The following is a 21,534-nucleotide window of genomic DNA, read 5'->3' as shown; positions in this document are numbered from 1 at the left end:
GCCTTGCCAGGCCTTAGTCAGGAAGCTACCCATGCGTTCATCGTCGACACCCAAGGATTACTTGCTGGACAACAATGGCATCGAGATCGCGGTGCGCTGCTGGGGCCGGGAGGACGGCATGCCGGTCTTGGCCTTGCATGGCTGGCTGGACAATGCAGCCTCGTTCGACCGCTTGGCACCGCTGCTCGAACACTGTTTCGTCGTGGCCCCCGACCTGGTCGGCCATGGGCGTTCCGACCATCGCCGGCACGACAGTGGCTATTACCTGTGGGAGCACGCCGAGGACATGCTGGCGGTTGCCGACAGCCTCGGCCTGAGCCAATTCCATGTACTGGCCCACGGCATGGGCACGGGGGTGGCGTCACTGCTTGCGGCCATGACCAGCGGCATCGCCAGCATGACGTTCCTCGACGGCATGGGGGCACCGTTCACCGTCGCGGAGGATGACCGCGTGCAGCACCTGGCGCGGGCCTATCGGCTCAAGCGCATGGTGCAGCGCAGCCAGCTAGCGGGCTTCGGCGAGCCGGGCGCCGCCCGCTTCGATGACCTCGACACCGCCTTGGCGCAACGCCGCGAGCGGCTGGACACCGAGCTGTCCGAAGGCGCCGCCCGCTTGTTGGCCATGCGCGACCTGTTGCAGTTGGGCGAGGGCTATTGCTGGCGCCACGACCCGCGGCTGGTGCTGCCCGAACCCATGCCGCTGACCGAGCGCGAAGCGTGCGACCTGCTCAGCCAGATCCGCTGCCCGTTGTACCTGATGTTCGGCCGCCAGGGGGCATTTTCCGGCGATGCGTTCAGCCAGCGCCAGGCAGCTTTGCCCGACCATGCGAAGGTGTCCTGGCACCCGGGCGGTCATCATTTCCACCTGGATGCGCCGGACCGGGCGCTGGCCGACCAACTGCTGCGCATCATCGCGCGGCACGAAGGGGGCATGCTGCAACGCCTGGTGAATGAGTAGCGAGTGCTGGTGATGGCCTGGTGTCCTGCGCTATGGTGGTACACCTCCAGGCCAGCAGGAGCCCGCCATGCGACCCTTCGCCATCCAGCATATCGACCACCTGGTACTGCGGGTCAGGGACCTGCCGCGCAGCGTGGCGTTCTATACCGACCTGCTTGGCTGTTCGGTCAGCCGCGTGCGCGATGACCTGGGCATGGTGCACCTGGCCACGGGCACGGCGATGATCGACCTGGTTACGCTGGACGGGCCGCTGGGGCGAACCGGTGGTGCGGCGCCGGGCGCCGAGGGGCGCAACCTGCATCATTTCTGCCTGCGTATCGAGCCATTCGATGAGCCCGCCTTGCTGGCCTACCTGCAAGCGGCGGGGGTGCAGGTGGAACCTGCCGAGAAACGCTACGGTGCCGAAGGCGAAGGGCCGTCGCTGTACTGCTACGACCCGGATGGCAACCAGGTCGAGCTTAAGGGGCCGATAGCGCCAGTGGCAGCGGTGCACCCCCTCGGGGTTTAACCCTGGCGGCGCCGCACACCGGGGCAGGCAACCATCAGTCGAAATAGCCGCGCAGCCCGAACGCGTAGCCAGTGTCCACGGTGGCCGGCCGGCCCCGGTTCCAGCGCTTTTTCAACACGAACTCGAACGCTGGCTCGTACAAGGCGTCGCGCACCACTGCGCCGGCCAGCACCTCCACGTCATACCAGCCATTGTCCAGCTCGATGATCGGCCGCCCCGGTACTTGGTAACGCGCCAAGAAGTCACCCAGCGTCTTGGGCGTGAAGTGCTGAAGGATCCGCCAGGTATACAGCATCAGCGCCCCGTGCTCGACGCGCAGCACATAGCCGTTGCGCTGGTGCTTCAGGCGGCTGCCAGCTTCGCGCAGCGCTGGTGTGTGGTTGTCCAGGGTGAACAGAATGCGGTACGGCAGGTTATCGACCCCGGCCAGTGGCAGCACCACACCTTCACTCACGGCTTGGTCGCCGCTGTCGTCATGGGTGAAGGCGTAGGCCAGGTCATCGGGCAGTTGCTGGTCCTGCTTGAACCGTTCGAGCAACTGGATATCGCCAAGCAGAAAGTAGTCGACCCCGTCATTGAGCACTTCGCTGAATTCGTGGCGCATCTGTTTTCCTTATTTGTTGCGCAGTGCCATAGCGGCATGGGGTTAGTGCTTCTGTGCGATCTGGATCAGGTTGCCGCAGGTGTCATCGAACACCGCGACGGTTACCGCCCCCTTGTTGGTAGGGTGCTGGGTGAACTGGACGCCGGCGGCGCAGAGCCGGGCATACTCTGCCTGAATGTCACGCACGGCGAAGGAGGTGGCAGGGGTACCGGCTTTCTTGAGTCTCGCATGGTTGGCCTGGGCCTGTTCGCTGTCGTACGCCTCCAGCAGCAACTCAACGCCGTTGGGGTCGTTGGGCGAGGTGAGGGTCAGCCAGCGGTGGTCGCCCATGGGGAAGTCCTGCTTGGGCTCGAAACCGAGTACGTAATGGTAGAAAGCAAGGGCTTTGGCTTGATTGTCGACGAGGATGCTGGTGACGACGATCTTCATGAGTGCACACCGTATGCCTAGGGTCGATAAGCATTAGTAAAGACGCTGACGGCCATTTGACCAGTGCGCTTGAGCCTACCCAGGGAAAACCTGCTCAAGCCATAGGCAAATGCTTGATCCGCCAGCCACCGCCCGGGCGCCTGCGGGGGTAAAGTATCAGCCATGATCCCGATTCCCGTGCGCCCAGGCCGGCGCCAGAGAGGTAAGCGTGGCTGCCTATACCCTGCGACAACTCAAGTACTTCGTCACCACGGTAGAAGCCGGTAGCGTGGCGGAGGCTTCGCGCCAGCTTTACATCGCCCAGCCGTCGATTTCCACGGCCATCAAAGGCCTGGAGGAAAGCTTCGGGGTGCAGTTGTTCATCCGCCACCATGCTCAGGGTGTGTCGTTGACGCCCAGCGGCAAGCGCTTTTACGCCAAGGCCAAGTCGCTGCTGCAAATGGCCCATGAGTTCGAACAAAACGCCCTGGCCGACAATGACACCGTTGCCGGGCAAATCGATATCGGTTGTTTCGAAACCGTGGCGCCGTTGTACCTGCCACGGCTGATTGCCGGTTTCCGCCAGCGCTACCCTGGCGTGGATATCCGCCTGCGCGACGGCGAGCAGCAGGACCTGATCCAGGGCCTGACGGCAGGCAGCTTCGACCTGGCGTTTCTCTATGATCACGACCTCGATGGCACCATCGAGGCCGAGCCGCTGATGCCGCCGCAAAAACCGTACGTATTGCTGCCGGAGAACCACCGTTTTGCCAGCCAGGGCCAGGTCTCGCTGCGCGACCTGTGCCCGGAGCCGATGATCTTGCTGGACGTGGCGCCCAGCCGTACTTACTTCGTCAGCCTGTTCAACGAACTGGGCCTCACGCCAAACATCGTCTTCAGTTCGCCCTCGATCGAGATGGTGCGCGGCATGGTCGGGCAGGGGTTCGGGTTTTCGCTGTTGGTCACCCGGCCGCATTCGCCCTACACCTACGACGGCCAGCGCCTGGTCATGCTGGACATCACCGAGCCGGTGGCGCTGTCGGGGCTGGCCGCGGCTTGGTTGAAGCGTGTACAGCTGACCAAGCCGGCGCAGTTGTTCGTGGCGTTCTGCCGCGAAGAGCTGGCGAAGTTCCAAGATCTGCAGCCGCAGCGCGGTGCCTGACGCCGTTCAGAACCAGCGGTCATTCTTCTTGCGCCCGCGGGTCAGCGCCGGCAGGATCAGCCCCGCCAGCAGGCCCGCGCCGGCGATGCTGCCACCGTAGACCATGTAGCGCATCATCACCTGTTTGTTCTCATCGCCCAGGCGCGCCTGGGTGTCGCGCAGCTCCGACTGGCTCTGGTCGTATTGCTCGTTGAGCGCCTTGTTGCGTGCCTCCAGCTCGTCGATCAGCTTCTTGCGCGAGTCCAGGGTTTCCTGCATGCCCTGCACGCGGTTTTTCCAGCTGTCGTCGATGGTCTTCAGCTGGCCGGTGAGCTCTGCCACCTGCGCATCCAGCAGCGGCAGCCGTTCGTTCTGGCCGGGAACCGCCTGCAGGTCCTCGCTGAGGATCCACACCACATCGCCATTCTGGCCGCGCACCTGGCTGTACTTGCCTTGGCTGCCAAGCAGGGTCAGCTTTTGCCCGGACTTGAGGGTGCCGACAATGCGATGGCCGTCGGTCGGCCCGCTACGCACATAGGTGCTCAGGCTGTCGCTGACCCAGCGTGCGTCGCTGGCGGCCTGTTCGGCATGCACGGGTGCGGCAAGCGCCAGCAGGGCGGCGATCAGGCTGCCGCGCAGGGCAGGGAGGGCGGAGGCGGTTGGGCGGGAATCGGGCATGTTGGTCTTCGCTGCAACGGAGAAAAAGTAGGCCGGTGACTGGGCCGATGAACCGGTCGGTGAGTTGACCGTCAGCGAATGACCTTTTTTTTGTCAGCAGGTTCACTGCCTGGCGTCGGAAATGTCTGCAGGATGTTGCAGCGCCCAGGCCGTGCCCGGGCGCTGCGCGTACGCCAGGCCACCACCCGCGCCACGGCGTTCGCGTCGGACCTGGACGAAGTGCGGCTGATCGTCGAGTACCCACTGTCGAATTCACCTTGGTAGCTTTCCTGCTCCTTTGGTTTGGGTGAATGTTTTGCGCCCGTTGGGTGAGGCAAGTCAGTCAAGTAATTTGGGGCCGCTTTGCGACCCTTCGCGGGCACGCCCGCGAAGGGCTGCAAAGCAGCCCCTGTAACGCTTAGTAGCCGTTACCGCTGCGCGGGTTCAGGTGTCTGCGGTTTCGCTCGCAGCCTGCGCCGTCTTGACCGACGCCTTTTTCTCCTGCACCACGATATAGAACTCTTCCCCATGCTTCACCGCCCCATACAGCACGGCTTTTTCGATCAGCTCGTTGCCGCGCAGCTGGCGCAGCATCATCGGATCCTTGCGCAGGTCGCGGTACAGCGCTAGGCAAAGCAGCACCATCACCACCACAAACGGCAGGGCCACCACGATCGTCAGGTTCTGAAGCCCGGTCAGCGCTTCGCCAGGGTCCCGTGGGTCGCCGATCGCCAACATGATGGCCGCGACCGTCCCGGTCAGCGCGCCCCAGAAGATCACCGTGCGCCGCGAAGGTGCAGTGGTGCCGTGCTCCGACAGCGTGCCCATCACCAGCGACGCCGCGTCGGCGCCCGAGACAAAGAAGATGCCCACCAGCACCATCACCAGCACTGACGTCGCAGAGGCCAGTGGGTAGCTGTCCAGCAACTGGTACAACGCATGGTTGCTGTTGACGGCCCCGTTGGCCAGCTGGAAAGCACCTTCGCGCAGGGCATCGACGGCCGCGCCGCCGAAGATGGTGAACCACACCAGGCTGACCAGGCTCGGCACCAGCAGCACGCCGGTAACGAACTGGCGGATGGTGCGGCCACGGCTGATGCGGGCAATGAACATGCCCACGAACGGCGTCCAGGAAATCCACCAGGCCCAATAGAACACTGTCCAGCCGGCCAGCCAGCTGTTCATCTGCTCGCCACCGCTGGCGTTGGTACGGGCCATCATTTCCGGCAGCATCTTGATGTAGATGCCGAGCGAGGTCGGCAGCAGGTTCAGCATGAGCAGGGTCGGCCCGACCATGAACACGAACAGCGCCAGCACCAGGGCCAGCACCATGTTGATGTTGGACAACCACTGGATGCCCTTGCCGATGCCCGATACCGCCGACGAGACGAAGGCGATGGTCAGCAGGGTGATGATGGAGATGTAGAACAGCTTGCCAGGGCTTTCGATCCAGCCGTTGTATTCCAACCCGCCGGCGATCTGCAGGGCGCCCAGGCCCAGCGAGGCCGCCGAGCCGAACAGCGTGGCGAAAATTGCCATCATGTCGATCAGCCGGCCAAGCGGGCCGTTGGCGTGCTTGCCGATCAACGGCCGGAAGGCCGCGGAAATCAACTGTGAGCGGCCCCGGCGGAAGGTCCCGTAGGCGATGACCAGGCCAACGATGGCGTACATGGCCCAAGGGTGCAAGGTCCAGTGGAAGAGGGTGGTCGCCATCGCGACCTGCATCGCTTCGCTGGTCTGCCCGCTGGCCGAGCCGGGCGGCGGTGACACGTAGTGCGACAGCGGCTCGGCCACCCCGAAGAACATCAGGCCGATACCCATGCCGGCACTGAACATCATCGCCACCCAGGACACCGTGCGAAACTCTGGCTGTTCGCCATCACGGCCAAGCGGTACCCGCCCGTAACGGCTGGCGGCCAGCCACAGCACGAACATCACGAACAGGGTGGAGGTCAGTACGAAGAACCAGCCAAAGTTGAGAATGACCCACGATTGAGCGGTGGAGGCACTGCGCGCCAGGCTGGCCTGGTTGATGAAGCCCCAAAGCACGAAAGCGATGGCCAGGATGCTGGTGAAACCGAAGACCACCCAGTCCAGCTTGCCCTCGAAGCGCCGGTCCTGGCGGGCTTCTGCGGTTTTCGAGGGGTCGGTAACGCCAAGGTCGAGTGTTTCGTTGATGTGTTCCTTTACCATGAATGCTGAGGCCCCTGTGTGGCTTGCCTGTTCGTGCAGGCTTGTAGTTGTGTGAGCTACCGAGGGCGTTGGCGCCTCGGCCGGGTGGAGTGCTGGCGGGATTATCCTGCGCGGTCGGCGCCGGCACCTGTCCCGATAGCGTCCTGGGGCTGCCCTTGCGCGACTTGGCAAATACTTTTAGTTCTGGGGGCATTGGCCCTTTCTGTCTCGGCTTCTGGTACGCTGGTGAGCATTACCCGGGGCCGCACATCAAGCACCGTAGAAGCGCTGTCGCGTGCGGGCCCGGCCGTACCAGGAAACGGAGATTCGTAATAATGGCCACTGACCGTGTGAGCCTGATTCATTTCGATAAACTGAGCATGAGCCCTGCCGCAGCCGAGCGGTTCCAGCATGCTCTCGATGCGCTGGAAGCGCTCAAGCTGCAAGACCGTTACGTTTACCTCATCGCGCCTTACCTTGGGGATATCGCTGACGCTAGCGACGCCGACCAATTGAAGACGGCCTTGGAACAAGGCCTACGCGTTGTCGACGAGCTGGTGGCCGCCTACTCGGTCAACAAGGTCAAGGCCGATGAAGTGAGCAAAGTGTTCAAGGATGCTGGCGAGCGCGCGCGGGCCGAATTACCCGGCTGAACAGCATATGGCCAAAGACATCGACAACCCCTGCGTTTCGCTGTGCCAGCTCAACAGTGAGCTGTGCGTGAGCTGCGGCCGTACCCGCGAGGAAATCCGCAAATGGCGGGGCATGAAGCGCCCCGAGAAGATGGCGACCGTGCAGCGGGCGGCCACGCGCATGAAGGCCATCGCCAAGAAGGCGGCCAAGCGGCAGGTCAGTTAGGCCCTGCTGGCAGCCCATCAGCCCCCACAGGGGGCGCAAAGCATGAGGTCTGCACTGCTCCTGTGGGAGCCCGGCTTGCCGGCGATGGGCCGCACTCCTTTTTTTGCCCATAAAAGGTCCGCTAGTCGGCCTCTGATGGTCCAGACTGTATGCAGCCCCACACCTGATGCAGCCGACCAGCATTGCTCAAGCCATTGGTCACCCAGCGGGGCGGCGAAGTTACAACTGCCGAGGGTCGTTGATGATCAAGCGTTGCCTGCGCCACGCCTTGCCCTTGTTGTGCCTGATGCTGCTGCCCCTGGCGGCGGTAGCCGATGACACATGCCGGCGGCTGACCGCCACCGGTAACCCGGAATACCCGCCTTACCTGTGGCGCGATCCGCGCAACCCGCAGCAGTTGATGGGTGCCAATGCCGATTTGCTCAAGCACCTGGGCAAGCAGCTCGGGCTGGAGATCGACGTGGTTTACGCGGGGCCGTGGTCACGCGCGCAGGAAGAAGTGCGCACTGGTCGGATCGACCTTCTGGCCGGGTACTTTCGCACCGAGGCGCGGCAACAGCACATGGACTTCATCGAGCCACCGTTCCTGGCCACCCCCAGCGTGGTCTGGGTGCGCCAGGGTGACGCCTTTGCCTACCGGCAATGGGCGGACCTGAAGGGCCGCAAGGGCGGTACGTTGGTGAACAACAGCCATGGCCAGCAGTTCGACGAGTACGCGCAGGCTCATCTCACGCTCGAAGCGGTACCCACTGCTCGCCAGGCGTTCGAAAAACTGGTGCACAAGCGCAGTGCCTACGTGGTTTACGAACAGTACCCAGGCATGGCCCTGGCGCGCACACTGGGTATTGGCGGTGCCGTGCAGGTACTGCAGCCACCGGTCTCCAGTGAAGGGTTGTACCTGGCCATTTCGCATAATTCACCCTGCAACCAACCACAGCTGCGCGCAGCACTGGCCCGGGAGATGGCCAGGATCGTGGGCGGAGCCCTGCCGCAGCAGTTGTTGAAGCAGAACATGGAGCAATGGCAATGACAGGTCGTGCGCCGGCCGTTGCTACAGCGCGTGGGCCAGCTGCTCGGCTTCCTTGGCGTTGCTGACGTTGACCGCGCCAGGCAAATGCACATCATTTTTTGCCGCCAGCAGCTCGGCCATCACGCTGACGGCGATTTCCGCCGGGGTCTTGCTGCCGATATAGATGCCTATCGGTCCATGCAAACGCTGCAGCGACGCTTCGCTTTCGCCGAAATGCTCGATCAGCCGCTCACGGCGCAGTTGGCTGTTGCGCCGCGAGCCGATGGCGCCAATGTAGAAGGCCGGGCTGTGCAAGGCTTCGAGCAAGGCCAGGTCGTCCAGCTTGGGGTCATGGCTGACGGCAACGATGGCGCTGCGCACATCCGCCTTGAAGGCACGGACCACATCGTCTGGCATGCCTGGCAGCAGGGTAACGCCGGGGATGCTCCAGCCTGCCGTGTATTCCGGGCGCGGGTCGCACAACGAGACACTGAAGCCGTTGAACAGGGCCATGGTTGCGAGGTACTCGGCCAGGGCGCCAGCACCGATCAGGAGCAGGCGGTAACCAGGCCCAAGGGTGGTGCACAGGCGCTGGCCATCAAACCTGAACAGTTGTGGGGTAGCGGTGGCAACCAGGCTGGCAGCACCCGTGTGCAAGTCGAGTTCGCGACACATCAGGTTGCCGCTGTCCAGGCTGGCCAGCAGTTGTTCCAGGTGCGACAACGCGGGCGCGAACTCCAGCACCAGTTCAAGGGTGCCGCCGCAGGGCAGGCCGAAACGGTGGGCTTCGTCGGCGCTGACGCCGTAGCGCACCACCTGCGGCTGGCCGCTGGGCATGCCGGGGCCGCCATAGGCGCTGGTGTAGCGGTGGATCAGGTCGTCCTCGATACAGCCACCGGATACGCTGCCAACCACCCGGCCATCGCTGCGCAGCGCCATCATCGAGCCGACCGGGCGCGGTGAAGAGCCCCACGTACGGGCGACCGTGGCAAGCAGGGCGCGGTGGCCGCCGGCAAGCCAGTCGCGGGTGGTGCGCAGCACCAGCAGGTCGATGCTTTCCATGGAAACTCCGTTACAACGCTGTCGAGAAGGTTGGCTCAGGCATGCCCCCTTCAGCGCATATGCAAGATGATGGGGCTACTGCTGGCCGGGTCGGTGTGCCCGCGCAACTTGCTTACCGCCTGCGCGTCCACCGCGCCGCCCTGGTTGCCCCAGGCCGAGCGCACGAACGTCAGCACTTCGGCGATCTCCTTGTCCCCCAGTTGCTCGCGAAAGGCCGGCATACGGTAAGCATCAGGCACTCCAGCAGACACTACCCGCTGTGAACCGTTCAAGGTGATATTGATCGCCGACGCGTCTTCTTTGGCCAAAGCCGATGTAGCCCCGGCCAGTGGTGGCATCGATGGCGCCTGGCCCTTGCCGTCCAGGCCATGGCACGACGCGCAGCGGGTCACGTAGGTGTGCGCCCCGGGGGCGTACAGCCGCTCGGCAGCCGACACCGCCTGGTACTGCCAGGGCGCGCCATCGCGCTGAGGGTCACCGGGCAGCGAATTCAGGTAATGGGCGATGGCGGCCAGGTCGTCGTCAGTCATGAACTGGGTGGAGTTGTTGAATGCCTCGGTCATCGAACCGAATACCACGGCATGGCGGTTGCGGCCGGTCTTGAGGAACTGGGCGATTTCCGCTTCGCTCCAGCGCCCCAACCCGGTGTTGTGGTCCGCACGCAGGCTCGGTGCATACCAGCCATCGAGCAATGCCCCGGCCAGGTACGCTGTGCCGCTGTCGTCCAGGGCCTTTTCGTTGAACGCCAGGCCACGCGGCGTGTGGCAACTGCCGCAGTGGCCAGGGCCCTGGACGATGTAGGCACCACGGTTCCACTGCGCGTCCTGCCCCGCCTGGGCGGTGTACGGCGCAGTCGGGGCGAACAGGCCGTTCCACAGCGCAATGGGCCAGCGCAGGTTCAGCGGCCACGGGATATCGCTGGGCAGGTTGGCTTGCTTGGCCGGCTGCACGCCGTGCATGAAGAACGCATACAGCGCCTTTACATCGTCGTCGCTGAGTTTGGCGTACGAGGGGTAGGGCATGGCCGGGTACAGGCGCCGGCCACCGGGCGCCACGCCGTGGCGCACGGCGCGGTCGAAGTCCGCCAGGCTGTAGGCGCCGATGCCAGTGTCGCGATCGGGGGTGATGTTGGTGGCATGAATGGCCCCCAGCGGGGTGGCCATTTGTAGCCCGCCGGCGAACGGTTGGCCCTCTGGCAGGCTGTGGCAGGCGACGCAGTCGCTGAGCCGGGCCACGTATTCGCCACGGCTGACCAGCGCTGCGGCGGCGGTATCCGCCTGCGCGTCGGTGAACGGCGAAGCGGGCTCGCGGGTGACATACCAGGCCAGCAGGCCCGCCGCGATCAGGCACGGCAGCGCCAGCCAACCAGCGGTTCTTGCGAAGCGATGGGTCATGGGGCAATCCTCGTGCGTCAGCTGAAGGTGTGGCGGCTCATTGGCAGGCTGCGTACGCGCTGGCCGGTCAGTTGCGCCACCGCGTTGGCCACTGCCGGCGCGACTGCGGGCAGTGGCGGTTCGCCAATGCCGCCCATTTTCGCCCCGCTTTCGACAATGCGCACATGTACCCGTGCCATGCGCGAAGGCGGCAGGATCGGGTAGAGGTCGTAATTGCGCGCGCGCGGCTTGCCATCCACGTACACCGCTTCTTCCACCAGCGTCTGCGACAGGCCCAACGCCACCGCCCCATTGACCTGGTGCTCGATGATGGCCGGGTTGACGATACTGCCGGGGTCGATGGCCTGCCAGATATCGTGCACCTTGACCTGGCCGTTCTCCATCGACACTTCGGCGATGACGGCTGCGTGCGAGCCGAAGGGCGAGGCCATGGCCACGCCACGGGCCCGCTTGCTGCCATCTTCGGCGGTGAACGGCCCGCGCTTCCAGCCCCCGGACAAGTCGGCGACCGCGTTCAGCAGGGTGGTCAGCCGGGGGTTGTCGCGCAGCAGGTGCAGGCGCAGTTCGAACGGGTCCTTGCCACCTTTGTCGGCCAGTTCGTCTAGAAACGACTCATAGAAGAAATCGTTCAGCGAGTTGCCCACCGAGCGCCAGTAGCCGAGCATGGCCGGACCTTTGACATAGACCTGGGCAATGCGTTTGTTGGCGATGGCATAGGCCTTGCCCGACAGCCCCTCAAGCGCGGTGGGGTCGACCTTGTCGCCCTGCTTGCCCGCCAGGGCCTCGGTCGGGCCTTCGGTGGCGCTGACCGCTTCGATGGCCACCGGCAGGCCGTCGGCATCGAGCCCAGCGCGGAACTTCACCACGGCGACCGGGCGCAGTACATCACGCAGAAACTCTTCTTCGCGGCTCCAGATCAGTTTGACCGGCCGGCCCACCGCCTTGGCCAGGGCAATGGCCTGCGGGTAGGGGTTGGCCGATTCGTACAGGAAGTGGCGGCCGAAGAAGCCGCCCAACAGTGGCGAGTGCAGGTTGATCTGGCTGGTTTGCAGGCCGGTGCGTTGGGCGATGTCGTCGCGGAACATGTCCGGGGCCTGGTTGGGCAGCCAGACATCCAGCGTGCCATCGGCATTGAAGCGGGCAAGGGCCGACGGTGGCTCCAGCTGGGCATGGTTCAGGTACTGGTTGTGGTAGCTGGCCTCGACCCGGGTCTTGGCATTGGCCAAGGCACCCGCTACATCGCCTTCGTTTTCTTCATCGCGCGCCGGGCCATCGACCGTGGCCAGGTGCTCGCGCCAGCCGTCGCTGGAAAAATCAGCCGGCATCGCCCGCAGGGTGCTGTCGGCGGCTGGTTCTTGCCAATCGACTTGAAGGGCTTCGACGGCGCGCTTGGCGTGCCACCAGCGTTCAGCGACCACCGCTACCGCCCCTGGCAACTGATGCACCGAGTGCACGCCGTTCATGGCCTTGACCTGGCCTTCGTTACGCAGGCTGCCAACGGTCATGCCCAGGCGCGGCGCATGCTGTACGGCGGCGTGGAGCATGCCGTCCACCTTGATGTCGATGCAGTATTGGGCTTTGCCGGTGGATTTGTCGTAGGCATCCAGGCGCCGAACCGGCTTGCCGATCCAGCGGAACTGGCCAGGGTCGCGCAGCTTGACGCTGGCCGGATCGGGTACCGGCAGGTCCATGGCCCGCCCGGCCAGTTCGCCGTAAGGCACCGAGCGGCCGCTCATGGTATGTACCACGTTACCCGGGGTGCTCGACAGTTCGGCCACCGGCACCCCCAGTTTTTCGGCGCCAGCCTGCAGCAACATGGCCCGGGCGAGGGCGCCCAGGCGGCGCATGGTGGGGTAGCTCATGCGTACCGACATGCTGCCGCCGGTAATCCGCATGCCGTTTTCCATCACCACATAGGCTTCGCCGGGTGGCGCGCTTTCGACCACGAAGTGCGCGGGGTCCACGTCCAGCTCTTCACCGACGATCTGGGCCATGGCGGTGAACGGGCCCTGGCCGCCTTCAATGAACGGGCTGAGCAGGCGCACCGTACCGTCTGGGCGAATTTCTAGAAACGCCGGCACTTGGGTGCCGCGTTCTGCTGTGGCCACGGCGGCGGCTTGCACCCGCGGCACGCCCACCGGCAGGCCGAAGCCCAGCACCAGTGCGCCCACGGCAGTGCCGGCGAGGAAGCGACGGCGTGACAGGTTGACCGTTTCGCCGTGCTGCAGGGCGAGCAGTTCGGCAGGGGTATCGACGGGTGTGTTCATCAGGCCTGCTCCCCTTGGGCCAAGTCGTGCATGGCGGCATGGATGGCGTTGTAGGTGCCGCAGCGACACAGGTTGACCATGGCTGCGTCGATCTGCTCGGCGCTGGGTTTGGGCGTGTGCTTGAGCAGCGCGGTGGCCGCCATCACCTGGCCGGACTGGCAGTAGCCGCACTGAGCCACCTGGTGGTCGACCCACGCCGTGACCACCCGTTGGCCGACCGGGTCGGCTTCGATCGCTTCGATGGTGGTGACCTCGCGGCCGACCACGCCGGCCACCGGGGTGACGCAGGCACGGACCACGTTGCCGTCGACCAGTACCGAACACGCGCCGCACTGGGCCAGGCCGCAGCCATACTTGGTGCCGGTCAGCCCCAGGTCATCGCGGATCACCCACAAGAGGGGCGTGTCGGCGTCCGCCTCGACCTGGTAGGTCTTCTGGTTGATGCGTAGTTCCATGGTTCACCTGCCAGTCATCGGTTGTTGTCGCGGGGTCATGTCGGGTGGGGAATACATTGTTCCCCGGTGGGGAAACGCTAGCACAGGCCAGCGGCCACCGGTTTGAACCGGGTGGCAGGTTCAGAGAATCAGGCAAGTAATCCGTTGGAATGCGCAACTGGGCAGCCAGGCAGGACGTGCGCGGTAAAAACCCGGATAATGCCGGCCAATTTCGTCTTGCACGCTTAAATCACGGTAATCCCGCATGGAAATCAAGGTTAACTTTCTCGACAATCTGCGCCTCGAAGCGAAGTTCGACGACTTCACGGTGATCGCCGACCAGCCGATCCGCTACAAAGGCGATGGTTCGGCCCCGGGCCCGTTCGACTACTTCCTGGCGTCTTCGGCCTTGTGTGCGGCTTACTTCGTCAAGCTTTACTGCCAGACCCGCGACATACCGACAGAAAACATCCGCCTGTCGCAGAACAACATTGTCGACCCGGAAAACCGCTACAACCAGATCTTCAAGATCCAGGTGGAACTGCCCGAGGACATTTCCGAAAAGGACCGCCAGGGTATCCTGCGTTCCATCGACCGCTGCACGGTGAAGAAAGTGGTGCAGACCGGCCCGGAGTTCGTCATCGAGGTGGTCGACAACCTCGACGCCGATGCGCAGGGCCTGCTGATGCCGGTGTCCGATACCAGCACCTGCATCCCCGGCAAGGACCTGCCGCTGGAGCAGACCATCGCCAACATGTCGGGCATTCTCGCCGGGCTGGGGATGAAGATCGAGATCGCCTCATGGCGCAATATCGTCCCCAATGTGTGGTCGCTGCACGTTCGCGACGCGCAGTCGCCCATGTGCTTCACCAACGGCAAGGGCGCTACCAAGGAGGCCGCACTGGCCTCGGCGCTGGGCGAGTTCATCGAACGGCTGAACTGCAACTTCTTCTACAACGACCAGTTCTGGGGCGAAGACCTGGCCAATGCCGCGTTCGTGCATTACCCCGACGAGCAGTGGTTCAAACCCGGCCCGCGCGACGCGCTGCCGGCCGAGATTCTCGATGCGCATTGCCTGGAAATCTACAACCCCGATGGCGAACTGCGCGGCTCTCACCTGTACGACACCAACTCGGGCAACACGGCGCGCGGGATCTGCTCGCTGCCGTTCGTGCGCCAGTCTGACCAGCAAGTGGTGTACTTCCCGTCCAACCTGATCGAAAACCTGTTCCTCAGCAACGGCATGAGCGCTGGCAACACCCTGGCCGAGGCGCAGGTGCAGTGCCTGTCGGAAATCTTCGAGCGGGCGGTGAAGCGTGAAATCCTCGAAGGCGAATTGTGCCTGCCGGATGTGCCGCACGAAGTCCTGGCCAAGTATCCGGCCATCCTTGCGGGTATCCAGGGTCTGGAAGCGCAGGGCTTCCCGGTACTGGTCAAGGATGCCTCGCTGGGGGGTGAGTTCCCGGTCATGTGCGTGACCCTGATGAACCCGCGCACCGGTGGCGTTTTCGCCTCGTTCGGTGCCCACCCAAGCCTGGAAGTGGCGCTGGAACGCAGCCTTACCGAACTGCTGCAGGGGCGCAGCTTCGAGGGCCTGAACGACCTGCCGCAACCGACCTTCGAAAGCCATGCGCTGACCGAACCGAACAACTTCGTCGAACACTTCATCGATTCCAGCGGGGTGGTGTCGTGGCGTTTCTTCAGCGCCAAGGCCGACTTCGAGTTCGTCGAGTGGGACTTCTCTGGCCACGGCGCAGACTCCAACCAGCAGGAGGCGGCCACGCTGTTCGGCATTCTGGAAGACATGGGCAAGGAAGTGTACATGGCGGTGTACGACAACCTGGGCGCCACAGCCTGCCGTATCCTGGTGCCGGGTTATTCCGAGATCTACCCGGTCGAAGACCTGATCTGGGACAACACCAACCGCGCCCTGGCGTTCCGTGCCGACATCCTCAACCTGCACAGCCTCGACAGCCGCTCGCTGAAACTGCTGCTCAAGCGCCTGGACAACTGCGATGTCGATGACTACACCACCATCACCACGCTGATCGGTGTGGAGTTCGACGAAAACACCGCCTGGGGCCAGCTGACCATTCTTGAACTCAAGCTGCTGATCTGCCTGGCCGTGCAACGTTTCGAGGAGGCCAAGGAACTGGTCGAGGCGTTCTTGCAGTTCAACGACAACACCGTCGAACGCGGCCTGTTCTACCAGGCGCTGAATGTGGTGCTGGAGGTGCAACTGGATGACGAACTGGAGCTGGGCGACTACGAGGCCAACTTCCGCCGCATGTTCGGCAATGCGCGCATGGACGCGGTGCTGGGCTCGGTTGACGGCAGCGTCCGCTTCCATGGCCTGACCCCGACCAGCATGAAGCTCGAAGGCCTCGACCGGCACCTGCGGTTGATCGAGAGCTACAAGAAGCTGCATGCGGCGCGGGCCCGCTTCGCCTGATAGCGGCTTTAGACAGCGCTGAATGGCGCTGGCAAGGCATGCAGCATGTCGGGCAAACCCGCCCCGGAACTGCTCAACGCCTTGCCAGCGATATAGCCAAAGGTCATGCCCGGCCCCAGGGTAATACCGCCGCTCGGGTAGTGCCCGCCCATCACGCTGTGCATATCGTTGCCCACCGCATACAGCCCGGGAATAGGCTGCGCCTGCTCGTTCAGCACCCGGGCCGCCGCGTCTGTTGCCAGGCCGGCAAACGTTCCAAGGCTGCCGGGCAACAGCTTGACCGCGTAGAACGGCCCGTTCAGCAGGGGCCGTAGCGAGGGGTTGGGCCCGTGCAACGGTTCCCCTTGGGCGCGGTTATAGGCTGACGCGCCTCGGCCGTAAACGGGGTCCAGGCCTTGGGCCGCATGCTGGTTGAACGCCGCCACCGTGCACTGCAACTGCGCCGCATCGATGCCACAGCGCTGCGCCAGTTGGGCCAGGCTGTCGCCCTTGTGCAAGTAGCCACAGCGTTGGTAGATGCGGGTGGAGAACGGAAAGGGTTTGGCCCAGCCAATGCCATAGCGCCGTTGCGCGGCATGGTCGCAGATCAGCCAGGCCTGCGCCGGCTCGCCCTGCGGCGTGGCGGCGAACAATGCATTCATGAAGTCGTGGTAGCAGTCGGCCTCGTTGGCGAAGCGCCGGCCATCGCTGCGTACCGCAATGAAACCGGGTTTGGCGCGGTCGACCAGGTGTGGAAAGTGGCCATGACTGCCATCGCGGCGTGGCACCTGCGACACGGGTGCCCAAGCCCCGGCATGGGCACCGCAGCTATGTACCTGGCCACCGGCCTGTTCGCCCAGGCGCAGGCCGTCCCCGGTGTTTTCCCGGGGCGCGGCAGAATAATGCTGGTGACCTTGCGGCGCATGCGGCACCAGTTGCGCAATACGCTGACGATCATGCGGGAAGCCCCCGCAAGCCAGCACCACGCCACGGCGCGCATGAATCACCTCGCCGTCGGCAAACTGTGCGCCGCCGACCCGGCCTGAGCCCAGCAGGCGCGTGGCCGCCTTGCCGGTCAGCACGGTCACGCCCAGATCGAGCGCACTGCGCAGCAGGCGTGCCACCAGCGCGTTGCCATTGACCAGCTGCTGGCCGCGACGGTGCAGCAGCAGATCGCGGCCATGGCGCAGCAGCCGCCTGCCGACATGCATGGCCGCCTTGGGCGAGCGGGTGGCGTTGAAGAAGGCGGCCATGTCGGCGCCCCCGGCAATGCCCATGCCGGCCAGGCTGAGAATGTCCAGCGGCGGGCGCAGCTTGCGCAGCCAAGGCCCCAGCCGGCGCCCGTCGTAGGGCAGTGCGCACAGCGAGCGGCCGCCGTGCGCACTGCCGTCACCTGCGTGCATGTCGGGCATGCGGCTGCCGCTTTGAAACTGCACGGCAGTGTGCCGCTGGAAAAACGCCACCATTTCCGGGCCGTGGTGCAGAAACGCCCGTTGGCGTGCATCCAGTTCACTGACATGGGTTTGCGCGCGCAGGTAGCGCTCCGGGGCGTCGCCCGTCTCGACGATGCCCTCGGCAACGGCCAGCGGGTTGCGGGGTATCCACAGCCAGCCGCCCGACCAGGCGCTGGTGCCACCCAGGTGGGTGGCCTTTTCGGCGATGATTACCTGCTGGCCATGGTGTGCCGCAGTCACGGCGGCCGCCAGGCCTGCCCTGATGCAGGTGTTCAGTGCCGAGCAGCCGCGCCTCAGTGTGCCGCAAGCCGCCCGCCTGTCAGGTCTCACCCCCAGCGCTGCGCGGCGTTTTCTGCTGACCTTGGTGCATGAGGGTTTCGCCCAGACCGACAGCCGTGAGTACTGGCTTACGCCCAAGGCCTTGCGCCTTGGGCAGGCCTATGTGGACTCGGCGCAATTGCCGCGCATGCTGCGGCCGATCATCGAGCAGGTGGCGCGGCATACCCAGGAGCATGTGTCGGTAGGCACCCGCGATGGGGACGAAATCATTCACCTGGTGCGCAGCCGCTACAGCCATGTGGCGTCGTTATCGATCCAGCCAGGTTCGCGGGTGCCGATGTATTGCACGGCCGGGGGGCGGGTGTGGCTGGCCTGGCTGGGGGAGGGCGCGCAGGCCGAATACTTTGCGCGTAACGCGCTGCAGGCGTTGACGCCGTATACGCAGACTGACCCTGTGCTGCTGCAGGCCGAGTTGCAGCGGGTGAAGGCGCAAGGGTTCTGCATCGTCGACCAGGAATATGAAATCGGCATGCGCGTGCTGGGTGTGCCGTTGCTGGACCGCGCCGGCCAGTTGCAGGCGACCCTGACCATTACCACCCATGCCTCACGCTTGAGCATGGATGAAATCCGCTTGCGCTATCTACCGGCACTGTACGAGGCCCAGGCATTGTTGCGGCCGGTGCTGGGTTGAGCCCAGCACCGCAGGCCGCCGGGTCTACAGGGCGTCGGCCATAACTTGGTCTTCGCCCAGGAAGCCGCCACTCTGGTGCTGCCACAGCCGGGCGTAGGTCCCTTGCTTGGCCAGCAGTTCGGCATGGGTGCCTTGCTCGATGATGCGGCCCTCATCCATCACGATCAGCCGGTCCATGGCCGCGATCGTCGACAAGCGGTGGGCAATGGCGATGACCGTCTTGCCCTGCATCATTTCATCCAGGCTCTCCTGAATCGCCACTTCCACTTCCGAGTCCAGCGCACTGGTGGCTTCGTCCAGCAGCAGGATCGGCGCGTTCTTCAACATCACCCGGGCAATGGCAATGCGCTGGCGCTGCCCCCCAGACAGCTTGATGCCGCGCTCGCCCACCAACGTGTCGTAACCACTGTTGCCCTGGCGGTCGCTGAGCTGGTCGATGAACCCATCGGCCTGGGCATTGGCGGCGGCGGCGCGGATCTGCGCGTCGGTCGCATCCGGGCGGCCATAGGCAATGTTGTCGCGAATCGAGCGGTGCAGCAGTGAGGTGTCCTGGGTGACCATGCCGATCGCACTGCGCAGGCTGTCCTGGGTGACCTTGGCAATGTTCTGCCCGTCGATGCGGATTTCACCTTGGTCCACGTCATAGAAGCGCAGCAACAGGTTGATCAAGGTGGACTTACCGGCACCCGAGCGCCCCACCAGGCCGACTTTCTCGCCGGGGCGTATGTGCAGGGTCAAGTCGTTGAGCACCTGGCGCTCGCCGTTGTAGTTGAAACTGACCTGGTCAAAACTGACCGCGCCACCTTTGCTCACCAGCGTGGTCGCATCCGCTGCATCCTGCACCTTGGGGCCGCGGGTCAGGGTGCCCATGCCGTCCTGTACGGTACCGATGTTCTCGAACAGCGAAGTGATCTCCCACATGATCCAGTGCGACATGCCGTTGATCCGCAGGGCCATGGCAGTGATCGCGGCTACCGCACCGGCGCCGACCTGGCCCTGGTGCCACAGCCACAGTGCATAACCGCCGGCGCCCATGATCAAGGCCACGACCAGCGCCTGGTTGACGATTTCGAACAGGCTGACCAGGCGCATCTGGCGAAAGCCGGTCTGCTTGAAATCCTCCATGGCGGCACGCGCGAAATGCGCTTCACGGTTTGAATGTGAGAACAGTTTCACCGTGGTGATGTTGGTGTAGGCGTCGGAAACCCGCCCGGTCATCGACGAGCGGGCGTTGGCCTGTTCCTGCCCGACCTTGCCCAGGCGGGGGACGAAATAGAGCATGGCCAGGCCGAACAACAGCACCCAGGCAATGAAGGGCAGCATCAGTTTCAGGGCAAAACCACCGGCCAGGGCGATGATCGCGATGAAGTACACGCCGATCCCGGGCAGGATCTCGATAAGGGTGAACAACACGTCGCGTACTGCCAGTGCTGTCTGCATCACCTTGGTGGTGACCCGGCCAGAAAATTCGTCGGAGAAGAACGACAAGCTCTGGCGCAGCATCAGCCGATGGAAGTCCCAGCGCAACCGTAGCGGCAAATTGATTGCCAGCACCTGGTGCTGCACCATGGTGCGCAAGGCCACAAGCCCGACGCTGACCACCAGCACGATACCGATGCCCCACAGCACGCGGCTTTCCTCGGGGCTGACGGTGCTGCCCGCCTGCCAGGCGGCCAGCAGGTCCACTACCTGGCCAAGGAAGGCGAACAGCCAGGCCTCATAGACCGATACCCCGGCACTGAGCAATGCCAGCACCAGGATGTAACCACGGGCGCCGCGCGTACAGGCCCACATGAAGCGCAACAGCCCCATGGGCGGCGGCGGCACCTCGTCGGGCGGGAAGGGGTCGAGCCTGCGCTCAAAAATACGAAGCATGCTTGTCTCCGGGCATCTGCTTTGGCGTAACCGATAACCATACAGCACTGGGCGCAATCCGCCTGCCAATAGACACCTGCGGCGCACATTCGATCAAGCCGGCGGGCTTGACAGGTGTCTGCTTCCCCTACCATTATCCAGCCATCTCCACGCAACGGGCTTGCCAGCATGTCCATGACCAACCACGCCATCTTCGCTTCGGGCTTCAATGCCCAGGCTGGTGCGTGCGTTGCCGTTGCCAAGAAATCCAAGAAACAGCCGCTCATCTGACCGAGGCGCGCTGTCTCGTCAGGTGGGCTGACGAGACAGAAGGCGCAAGGCAACCCCGCCCCGACTCCCTCCACTCTTCGCCCTGCTGACGCTGACTTTCGGTCAACATCAGGAGTTTTTGCATGTCGAATTTCCGTGGTATCTGGATCGCCCTCGTCACGCCCATGCGCGCGAATGAAATCGACTTCGCCGGGCTGGAAAAGCTGGTGAAGCATTTGCTCGAAGAGGGCGTGGCCGGTTTTGTGGTGTGCGGTACTACGGGTGAGGCTGCGGCGCTGTCCAAGGCCGAGCAACTGGCGGTGCTGGATGCCGTGCTGGGCTGGGTGGAGCCGGGCAGGGTGGTGATGGGGTTGTCGGGTTACAACCTGGATGAACTGCTGGCCTTCCAGGCGCAGGTCCAGCAGCGGCCGCTGGGCGGGCTGCTGGTTCCCGCACCGTGCTATATCCGCCCTTCGCAAGCGGGTATCGAAGCCTTCTTCCGCACCGTCGCCGATGCCGCCCGCGTGCCGGTGATCGTCTACGACATACCTTACCGTACCGGCGTACGCATCGAGCAGGAAACCCTGCTGCGTATCGTGCGCCACCCGCGCATTGCTGCGGTCAAGGACTGCAGTGGCGACCTGGAAACCACCCTGGCGCTGATCCAGGACGGTAACGCCCAGGTGCTGGCCGGTGAAGACCTGCAGATCTTCAACAACCTGTGCCTGGGGGGCGCGGGGGCCATTTCGGCTTCGGCGCATGTGCGGGCGGACCTTTACGTGCGCATGCTGCGCCAGGTGGACGCAGGTGACTGGGCGGCGGCACGCGGTACTTTCTACCAACTGCTGCCATGGCTGAAAATGGCCTTTGCCGAGCCCAACCCGGCTGTGGTCAAGGCGGCATTGATGCTGCAGAACCTGATTGGCGATGAGGTGCGCGCCCCTATGCAGGCGTGCACGGCGGCGACCCGGGGCAAGCTGCAAGAGGTGCTGGCCGCATTCGGCGCCTGAGCCAGGGTATCTTCACGGGGGCACGGGGAGTAGCATCGGCCCCATCCGCCTTCACCGCGTCCAGGTTTTCGAC

General features: G+C 64.3%; 19 protein-coding genes and 1 pseudogene. 10 read left to right on the top strand and 10 right to left on the bottom strand.

Going from position 1 to position 21,534, the window contains the following annotated elements; translation table 11 throughout:
- Positions 1 to 31 precede the first annotated feature (31 nt).
- Complete coding sequence (locus L1P09_RS14395; RefSeq protein ID WP_009686546.1) at positions 32 to 958, top strand: alpha/beta fold hydrolase; 927 nt, start codon at positions 32 to 34, stop codon at positions 956 to 958.
- Positions 959 to 1,025: 67 nt separating this feature from the next.
- Complete coding sequence (locus L1P09_RS14390; RefSeq protein ID WP_054903945.1) at positions 1,026 to 1,466, top strand: VOC family protein; 441 nt, start codon at positions 1,026 to 1,028, stop codon at positions 1,464 to 1,466.
- A gap of 34 nt (positions 1,467 to 1,500) precedes the next feature.
- Here L1P09_RS14390 and L1P09_RS14385 read toward each other — a convergent pair whose 3' ends face one another.
- Positions 1,501 to 2,070 carry a hypothetical protein gene (locus L1P09_RS14385; RefSeq protein WP_054903946.1) on the bottom strand — a complete coding sequence of 190 codons (570 nt, stop codon included), beginning with the start codon at positions 2,068 to 2,070 and terminating at the stop codon, positions 1,501 to 1,503.
- A 42-nt stretch (positions 2,071 to 2,112) separates the two neighbouring features.
- A complete protein-coding gene (locus L1P09_RS14380; RefSeq protein WP_054903947.1) occupies positions 2,113 to 2,499 on the bottom strand; it encodes a VOC family protein in 387 nt (128 codons plus the stop codon).
- A 208-nt stretch (positions 2,500 to 2,707) separates the two neighbouring features.
- On the opposite strand from L1P09_RS14380, the gene L1P09_RS14375 reads away from it, so the two are divergent.
- Positions 2,708 to 3,640, top strand: coding sequence for a LysR family transcriptional regulator (locus tag L1P09_RS14375; RefSeq protein ID WP_029887319.1), 933 nt, complete (start codon positions 2,708 to 2,710; stop codon positions 3,638 to 3,640).
- A gap of 6 nt (positions 3,641 to 3,646) precedes the next feature.
- Here the strand turns inward: L1P09_RS14375 and L1P09_RS14370 are convergent, their stop codons facing one another.
- Positions 3,647 to 4,297, bottom strand: coding sequence for a TIGR04211 family SH3 domain-containing protein (locus L1P09_RS14370; RefSeq protein ID WP_054903948.1), 651 nt, complete (start codon positions 4,295 to 4,297; stop codon positions 3,647 to 3,649).
- 159 nt (positions 4,298 to 4,456) lie between these two features.
- On the opposite strand from L1P09_RS14370, the pseudogene L1P09_RS14365 reads away from it, so the two are divergent.
- A pseudogene (locus tag L1P09_RS14365) lies at positions 4,457 to 4,561 on the top strand (hypothetical protein); the annotation flags it as partial.
- Positions 4,562 to 4,720: 159 nt separating this feature from the next.
- Here L1P09_RS14365 and L1P09_RS14360 read toward each other — a convergent pair.
- A complete protein-coding gene (locus L1P09_RS14360; RefSeq protein WP_054903949.1) occupies positions 4,721 to 6,469 on the bottom strand; it encodes a BCCT family transporter in 1,749 nt (582 codons plus the stop codon).
- A 314-nt stretch (positions 6,470 to 6,783) separates the two neighbouring features.
- Between L1P09_RS14360 and L1P09_RS14355 the strand changes: the two genes are divergently transcribed.
- From L1P09_RS14355 to L1P09_RS14345, 3 genes are all read left to right on the top strand, one after another.
- Positions 6,784 to 7,101, top strand: a complete 318-nt coding sequence (locus L1P09_RS14355; RefSeq protein WP_054903950.1) for a hypothetical protein — start codon at positions 6,784 to 6,786, stop codon at positions 7,099 to 7,101.
- Between the two features lie 7 nt (positions 7,102 to 7,108).
- Positions 7,109 to 7,306, top strand: coding sequence for a DUF1289 domain-containing protein (locus L1P09_RS14350; RefSeq protein WP_029887314.1), 198 nt, complete (start codon positions 7,109 to 7,111; stop codon positions 7,304 to 7,306).
- 241 nt (positions 7,307 to 7,547) lie between these two features.
- Positions 7,548 to 8,336, top strand: a complete 789-nt coding sequence (locus L1P09_RS14345) for a substrate-binding periplasmic protein (protein ID WP_054903951.1) — start codon at positions 7,548 to 7,550, stop codon at positions 8,334 to 8,336.
- 21 nt (positions 8,337 to 8,357) lie between these two features.
- Here the strand turns inward: L1P09_RS14345 and L1P09_RS14340 are convergent, their stop codons facing one another.
- The 4 genes from L1P09_RS14340 to L1P09_RS14325 are packed head-to-tail and all read right to left on the bottom strand — an operon-like array spanning position 8,358 to position 13,493.
- Positions 8,358 to 9,377, bottom strand: coding sequence for an XdhC family protein (locus L1P09_RS14340; RefSeq protein WP_235767773.1), 1,020 nt, complete (start codon positions 9,375 to 9,377; stop codon positions 8,358 to 8,360).
- Positions 9,378 to 9,427: 50 nt separating this feature from the next.
- Positions 9,428 to 10,771 carry a c-type cytochrome gene (locus L1P09_RS14335; protein WP_235767772.1) on the bottom strand — a complete coding sequence of 448 codons (1,344 nt, stop codon included), beginning with the start codon at positions 10,769 to 10,771 and terminating at the stop codon, positions 9,428 to 9,430.
- A 17-nt stretch (positions 10,772 to 10,788) separates the two neighbouring features.
- On the bottom strand, positions 10,789 to 13,038 hold the full coding sequence (locus L1P09_RS14330) for a xanthine dehydrogenase family protein molybdopterin-binding subunit (protein WP_054903953.1): 2,250 nt from the start codon (positions 13,036 to 13,038) through the stop codon (positions 10,789 to 10,791).
- Complete coding sequence (locus L1P09_RS14325) at positions 13,038 to 13,493, bottom strand: (2Fe-2S)-binding protein (protein WP_009686563.1); 456 nt, start codon at positions 13,491 to 13,493, stop codon at positions 13,038 to 13,040. Before L1P09_RS14325 ends, L1P09_RS14330 begins: the two co-directional genes overlap by 1 nt.
- Before the next feature lie 244 nt (positions 13,494 to 13,737).
- Here L1P09_RS14325 and L1P09_RS14320 point away from each other — a divergent pair, with 244 nt between their 5' ends.
- Positions 13,738 to 15,924 carry an OsmC domain/YcaO domain-containing protein gene (locus L1P09_RS14320; RefSeq protein ID WP_054903954.1) on the top strand — a complete coding sequence of 729 codons (2,187 nt, stop codon included), beginning with the start codon at positions 13,738 to 13,740 and terminating at the stop codon, positions 15,922 to 15,924.
- 8 nt (positions 15,925 to 15,932) lie between these two features.
- On the opposite strand, the gene L1P09_RS14315 is transcribed toward L1P09_RS14320, so the two are convergent.
- On the bottom strand, positions 15,933 to 17,654 hold the full coding sequence (locus L1P09_RS14315; RefSeq protein WP_054904035.1) for an FAD-dependent oxidoreductase: 1,722 nt from the start codon (positions 17,652 to 17,654) through the stop codon (positions 15,933 to 15,935).
- Here L1P09_RS14315 and L1P09_RS14310 point away from each other — a divergent pair.
- Positions 17,563 to 18,327, top strand: coding sequence for an IclR family transcriptional regulator domain-containing protein (locus tag L1P09_RS14310; protein WP_054904036.1), 765 nt, complete (start codon positions 17,563 to 17,565; stop codon positions 18,325 to 18,327). The genes L1P09_RS14315 and L1P09_RS14310 overlap by 92 nt on opposite strands.
- A gap of 24 nt (positions 18,328 to 18,351) precedes the next feature.
- Here the strand turns inward: L1P09_RS14310 and L1P09_RS14305 are convergent, their stop codons facing one another.
- Positions 18,352 to 20,202: an ABC transporter ATP-binding protein gene (locus tag L1P09_RS14305; RefSeq protein ID WP_054903955.1), complete on the bottom strand. Its 1,851-nt coding sequence runs from the start codon at positions 20,200 to 20,202 to the stop codon at positions 18,352 to 18,354.
- A gap of 392 nt (positions 20,203 to 20,594) precedes the next feature.
- On the opposite strand from L1P09_RS14305, the gene dapA reads away from it, so the two are divergent.
- On the top strand, positions 20,595 to 21,461 hold the full coding sequence (dapA, locus tag L1P09_RS14300; RefSeq protein WP_054903956.1) for a 4-hydroxy-tetrahydrodipicolinate synthase: 867 nt from the start codon (positions 20,595 to 20,597) through the stop codon (positions 21,459 to 21,461).
- Positions 21,462 to 21,534 lie beyond the last annotated feature (73 nt).

Origin of the sequence: Pseudomonas juntendi (assembly GCF_021560075.1) — a bacterium.
Lineage (GTDB): Bacteria > Pseudomonadota > Gammaproteobacteria > Pseudomonadales > Pseudomonadaceae > Aquipseudomonas > Aquipseudomonas juntendi.
The sequence above is the reverse complement of the archived record's forward strand: the minus strand, read 5'-3'. Positions and strand labels throughout refer to the sequence as shown.

Bases quoted from the DNA above. Each gene is read 5' to 3' on its own strand.
- L1P09_RS14395 (WP_009686546.1), top strand. From the start codon at position 32: ATGCGTTCATCGTCGACACCCAAGGATTACTTGCTGGACAACAATGGC.
- L1P09_RS14390 (WP_054903945.1), top strand. From the start codon at position 1,026: ATGCGACCCTTCGCCATCCAGCATATCGACCACCTGGTACTGCGGGTC.
- L1P09_RS14385 (WP_054903946.1), bottom strand. From the start codon at position 2,070: ATGCGCCACGAATTCAGCGAAGTGCTCAATGACGGGGTCGACTACTTT.
- L1P09_RS14380 (WP_054903947.1), bottom strand. From the start codon at position 2,499: ATGAAGATCGTCGTCACCAGCATCCTCGTCGACAATCAAGCCAAAGCC.
- L1P09_RS14370 (WP_054903948.1), bottom strand. From the start codon at position 4,297: ATGCCCGATTCCCGCCCAACCGCCTCCGCCCTCCCTGCCCTGCGCGGC.
- L1P09_RS14360 (WP_054903949.1), bottom strand. From the start codon at position 6,469: ATGGTAAAGGAACACATCAACGAAACACTCGACCTTGGCGTTACCGAC.
- L1P09_RS14355 (WP_054903950.1), top strand. From the start codon at position 6,784: ATGGCCACTGACCGTGTGAGCCTGATTCATTTCGATAAACTGAGCATG.
- L1P09_RS14350 (WP_029887314.1), top strand. From the start codon at position 7,109: ATGGCCAAAGACATCGACAACCCCTGCGTTTCGCTGTGCCAGCTCAAC.
- L1P09_RS14345 (WP_054903951.1), top strand. From the start codon at position 7,548: ATGATCAAGCGTTGCCTGCGCCACGCCTTGCCCTTGTTGTGCCTGATG.
- L1P09_RS14340 (WP_235767773.1), bottom strand. From the start codon at position 9,377: ATGGAAAGCATCGACCTGCTGGTGCTGCGCACCACCCGCGACTGGCTT.
- L1P09_RS14335 (WP_235767772.1), bottom strand. From the start codon at position 10,771: ATGACCCATCGCTTCGCAAGAACCGCTGGTTGGCTGGCGCTGCCGTGC.
- L1P09_RS14330 (WP_054903953.1), bottom strand. From the start codon at position 13,038: ATGAACACACCCGTCGATACCCCTGCCGAACTGCTCGCCCTGCAGCAC.
- L1P09_RS14325 (WP_009686563.1), bottom strand. From the start codon at position 13,493: ATGGAACTACGCATCAACCAGAAGACCTACCAGGTCGAGGCGGACGCC.
- L1P09_RS14320 (WP_054903954.1), top strand. From the start codon at position 13,738: ATGGAAATCAAGGTTAACTTTCTCGACAATCTGCGCCTCGAAGCGAAG.
- L1P09_RS14310 (WP_054904036.1), top strand. From the start codon at position 17,563: ATGATTACCTGCTGGCCATGGTGTGCCGCAGTCACGGCGGCCGCCAGG.
- L1P09_RS14305 (WP_054903955.1), bottom strand. From the start codon at position 20,202: ATGCTTCGTATTTTTGAGCGCAGGCTCGACCCCTTCCCGCCCGACGAG.
- dapA (WP_054903956.1), top strand. From the start codon at position 20,595: ATGTCGAATTTCCGTGGTATCTGGATCGCCCTCGTCACGCCCATGCGC.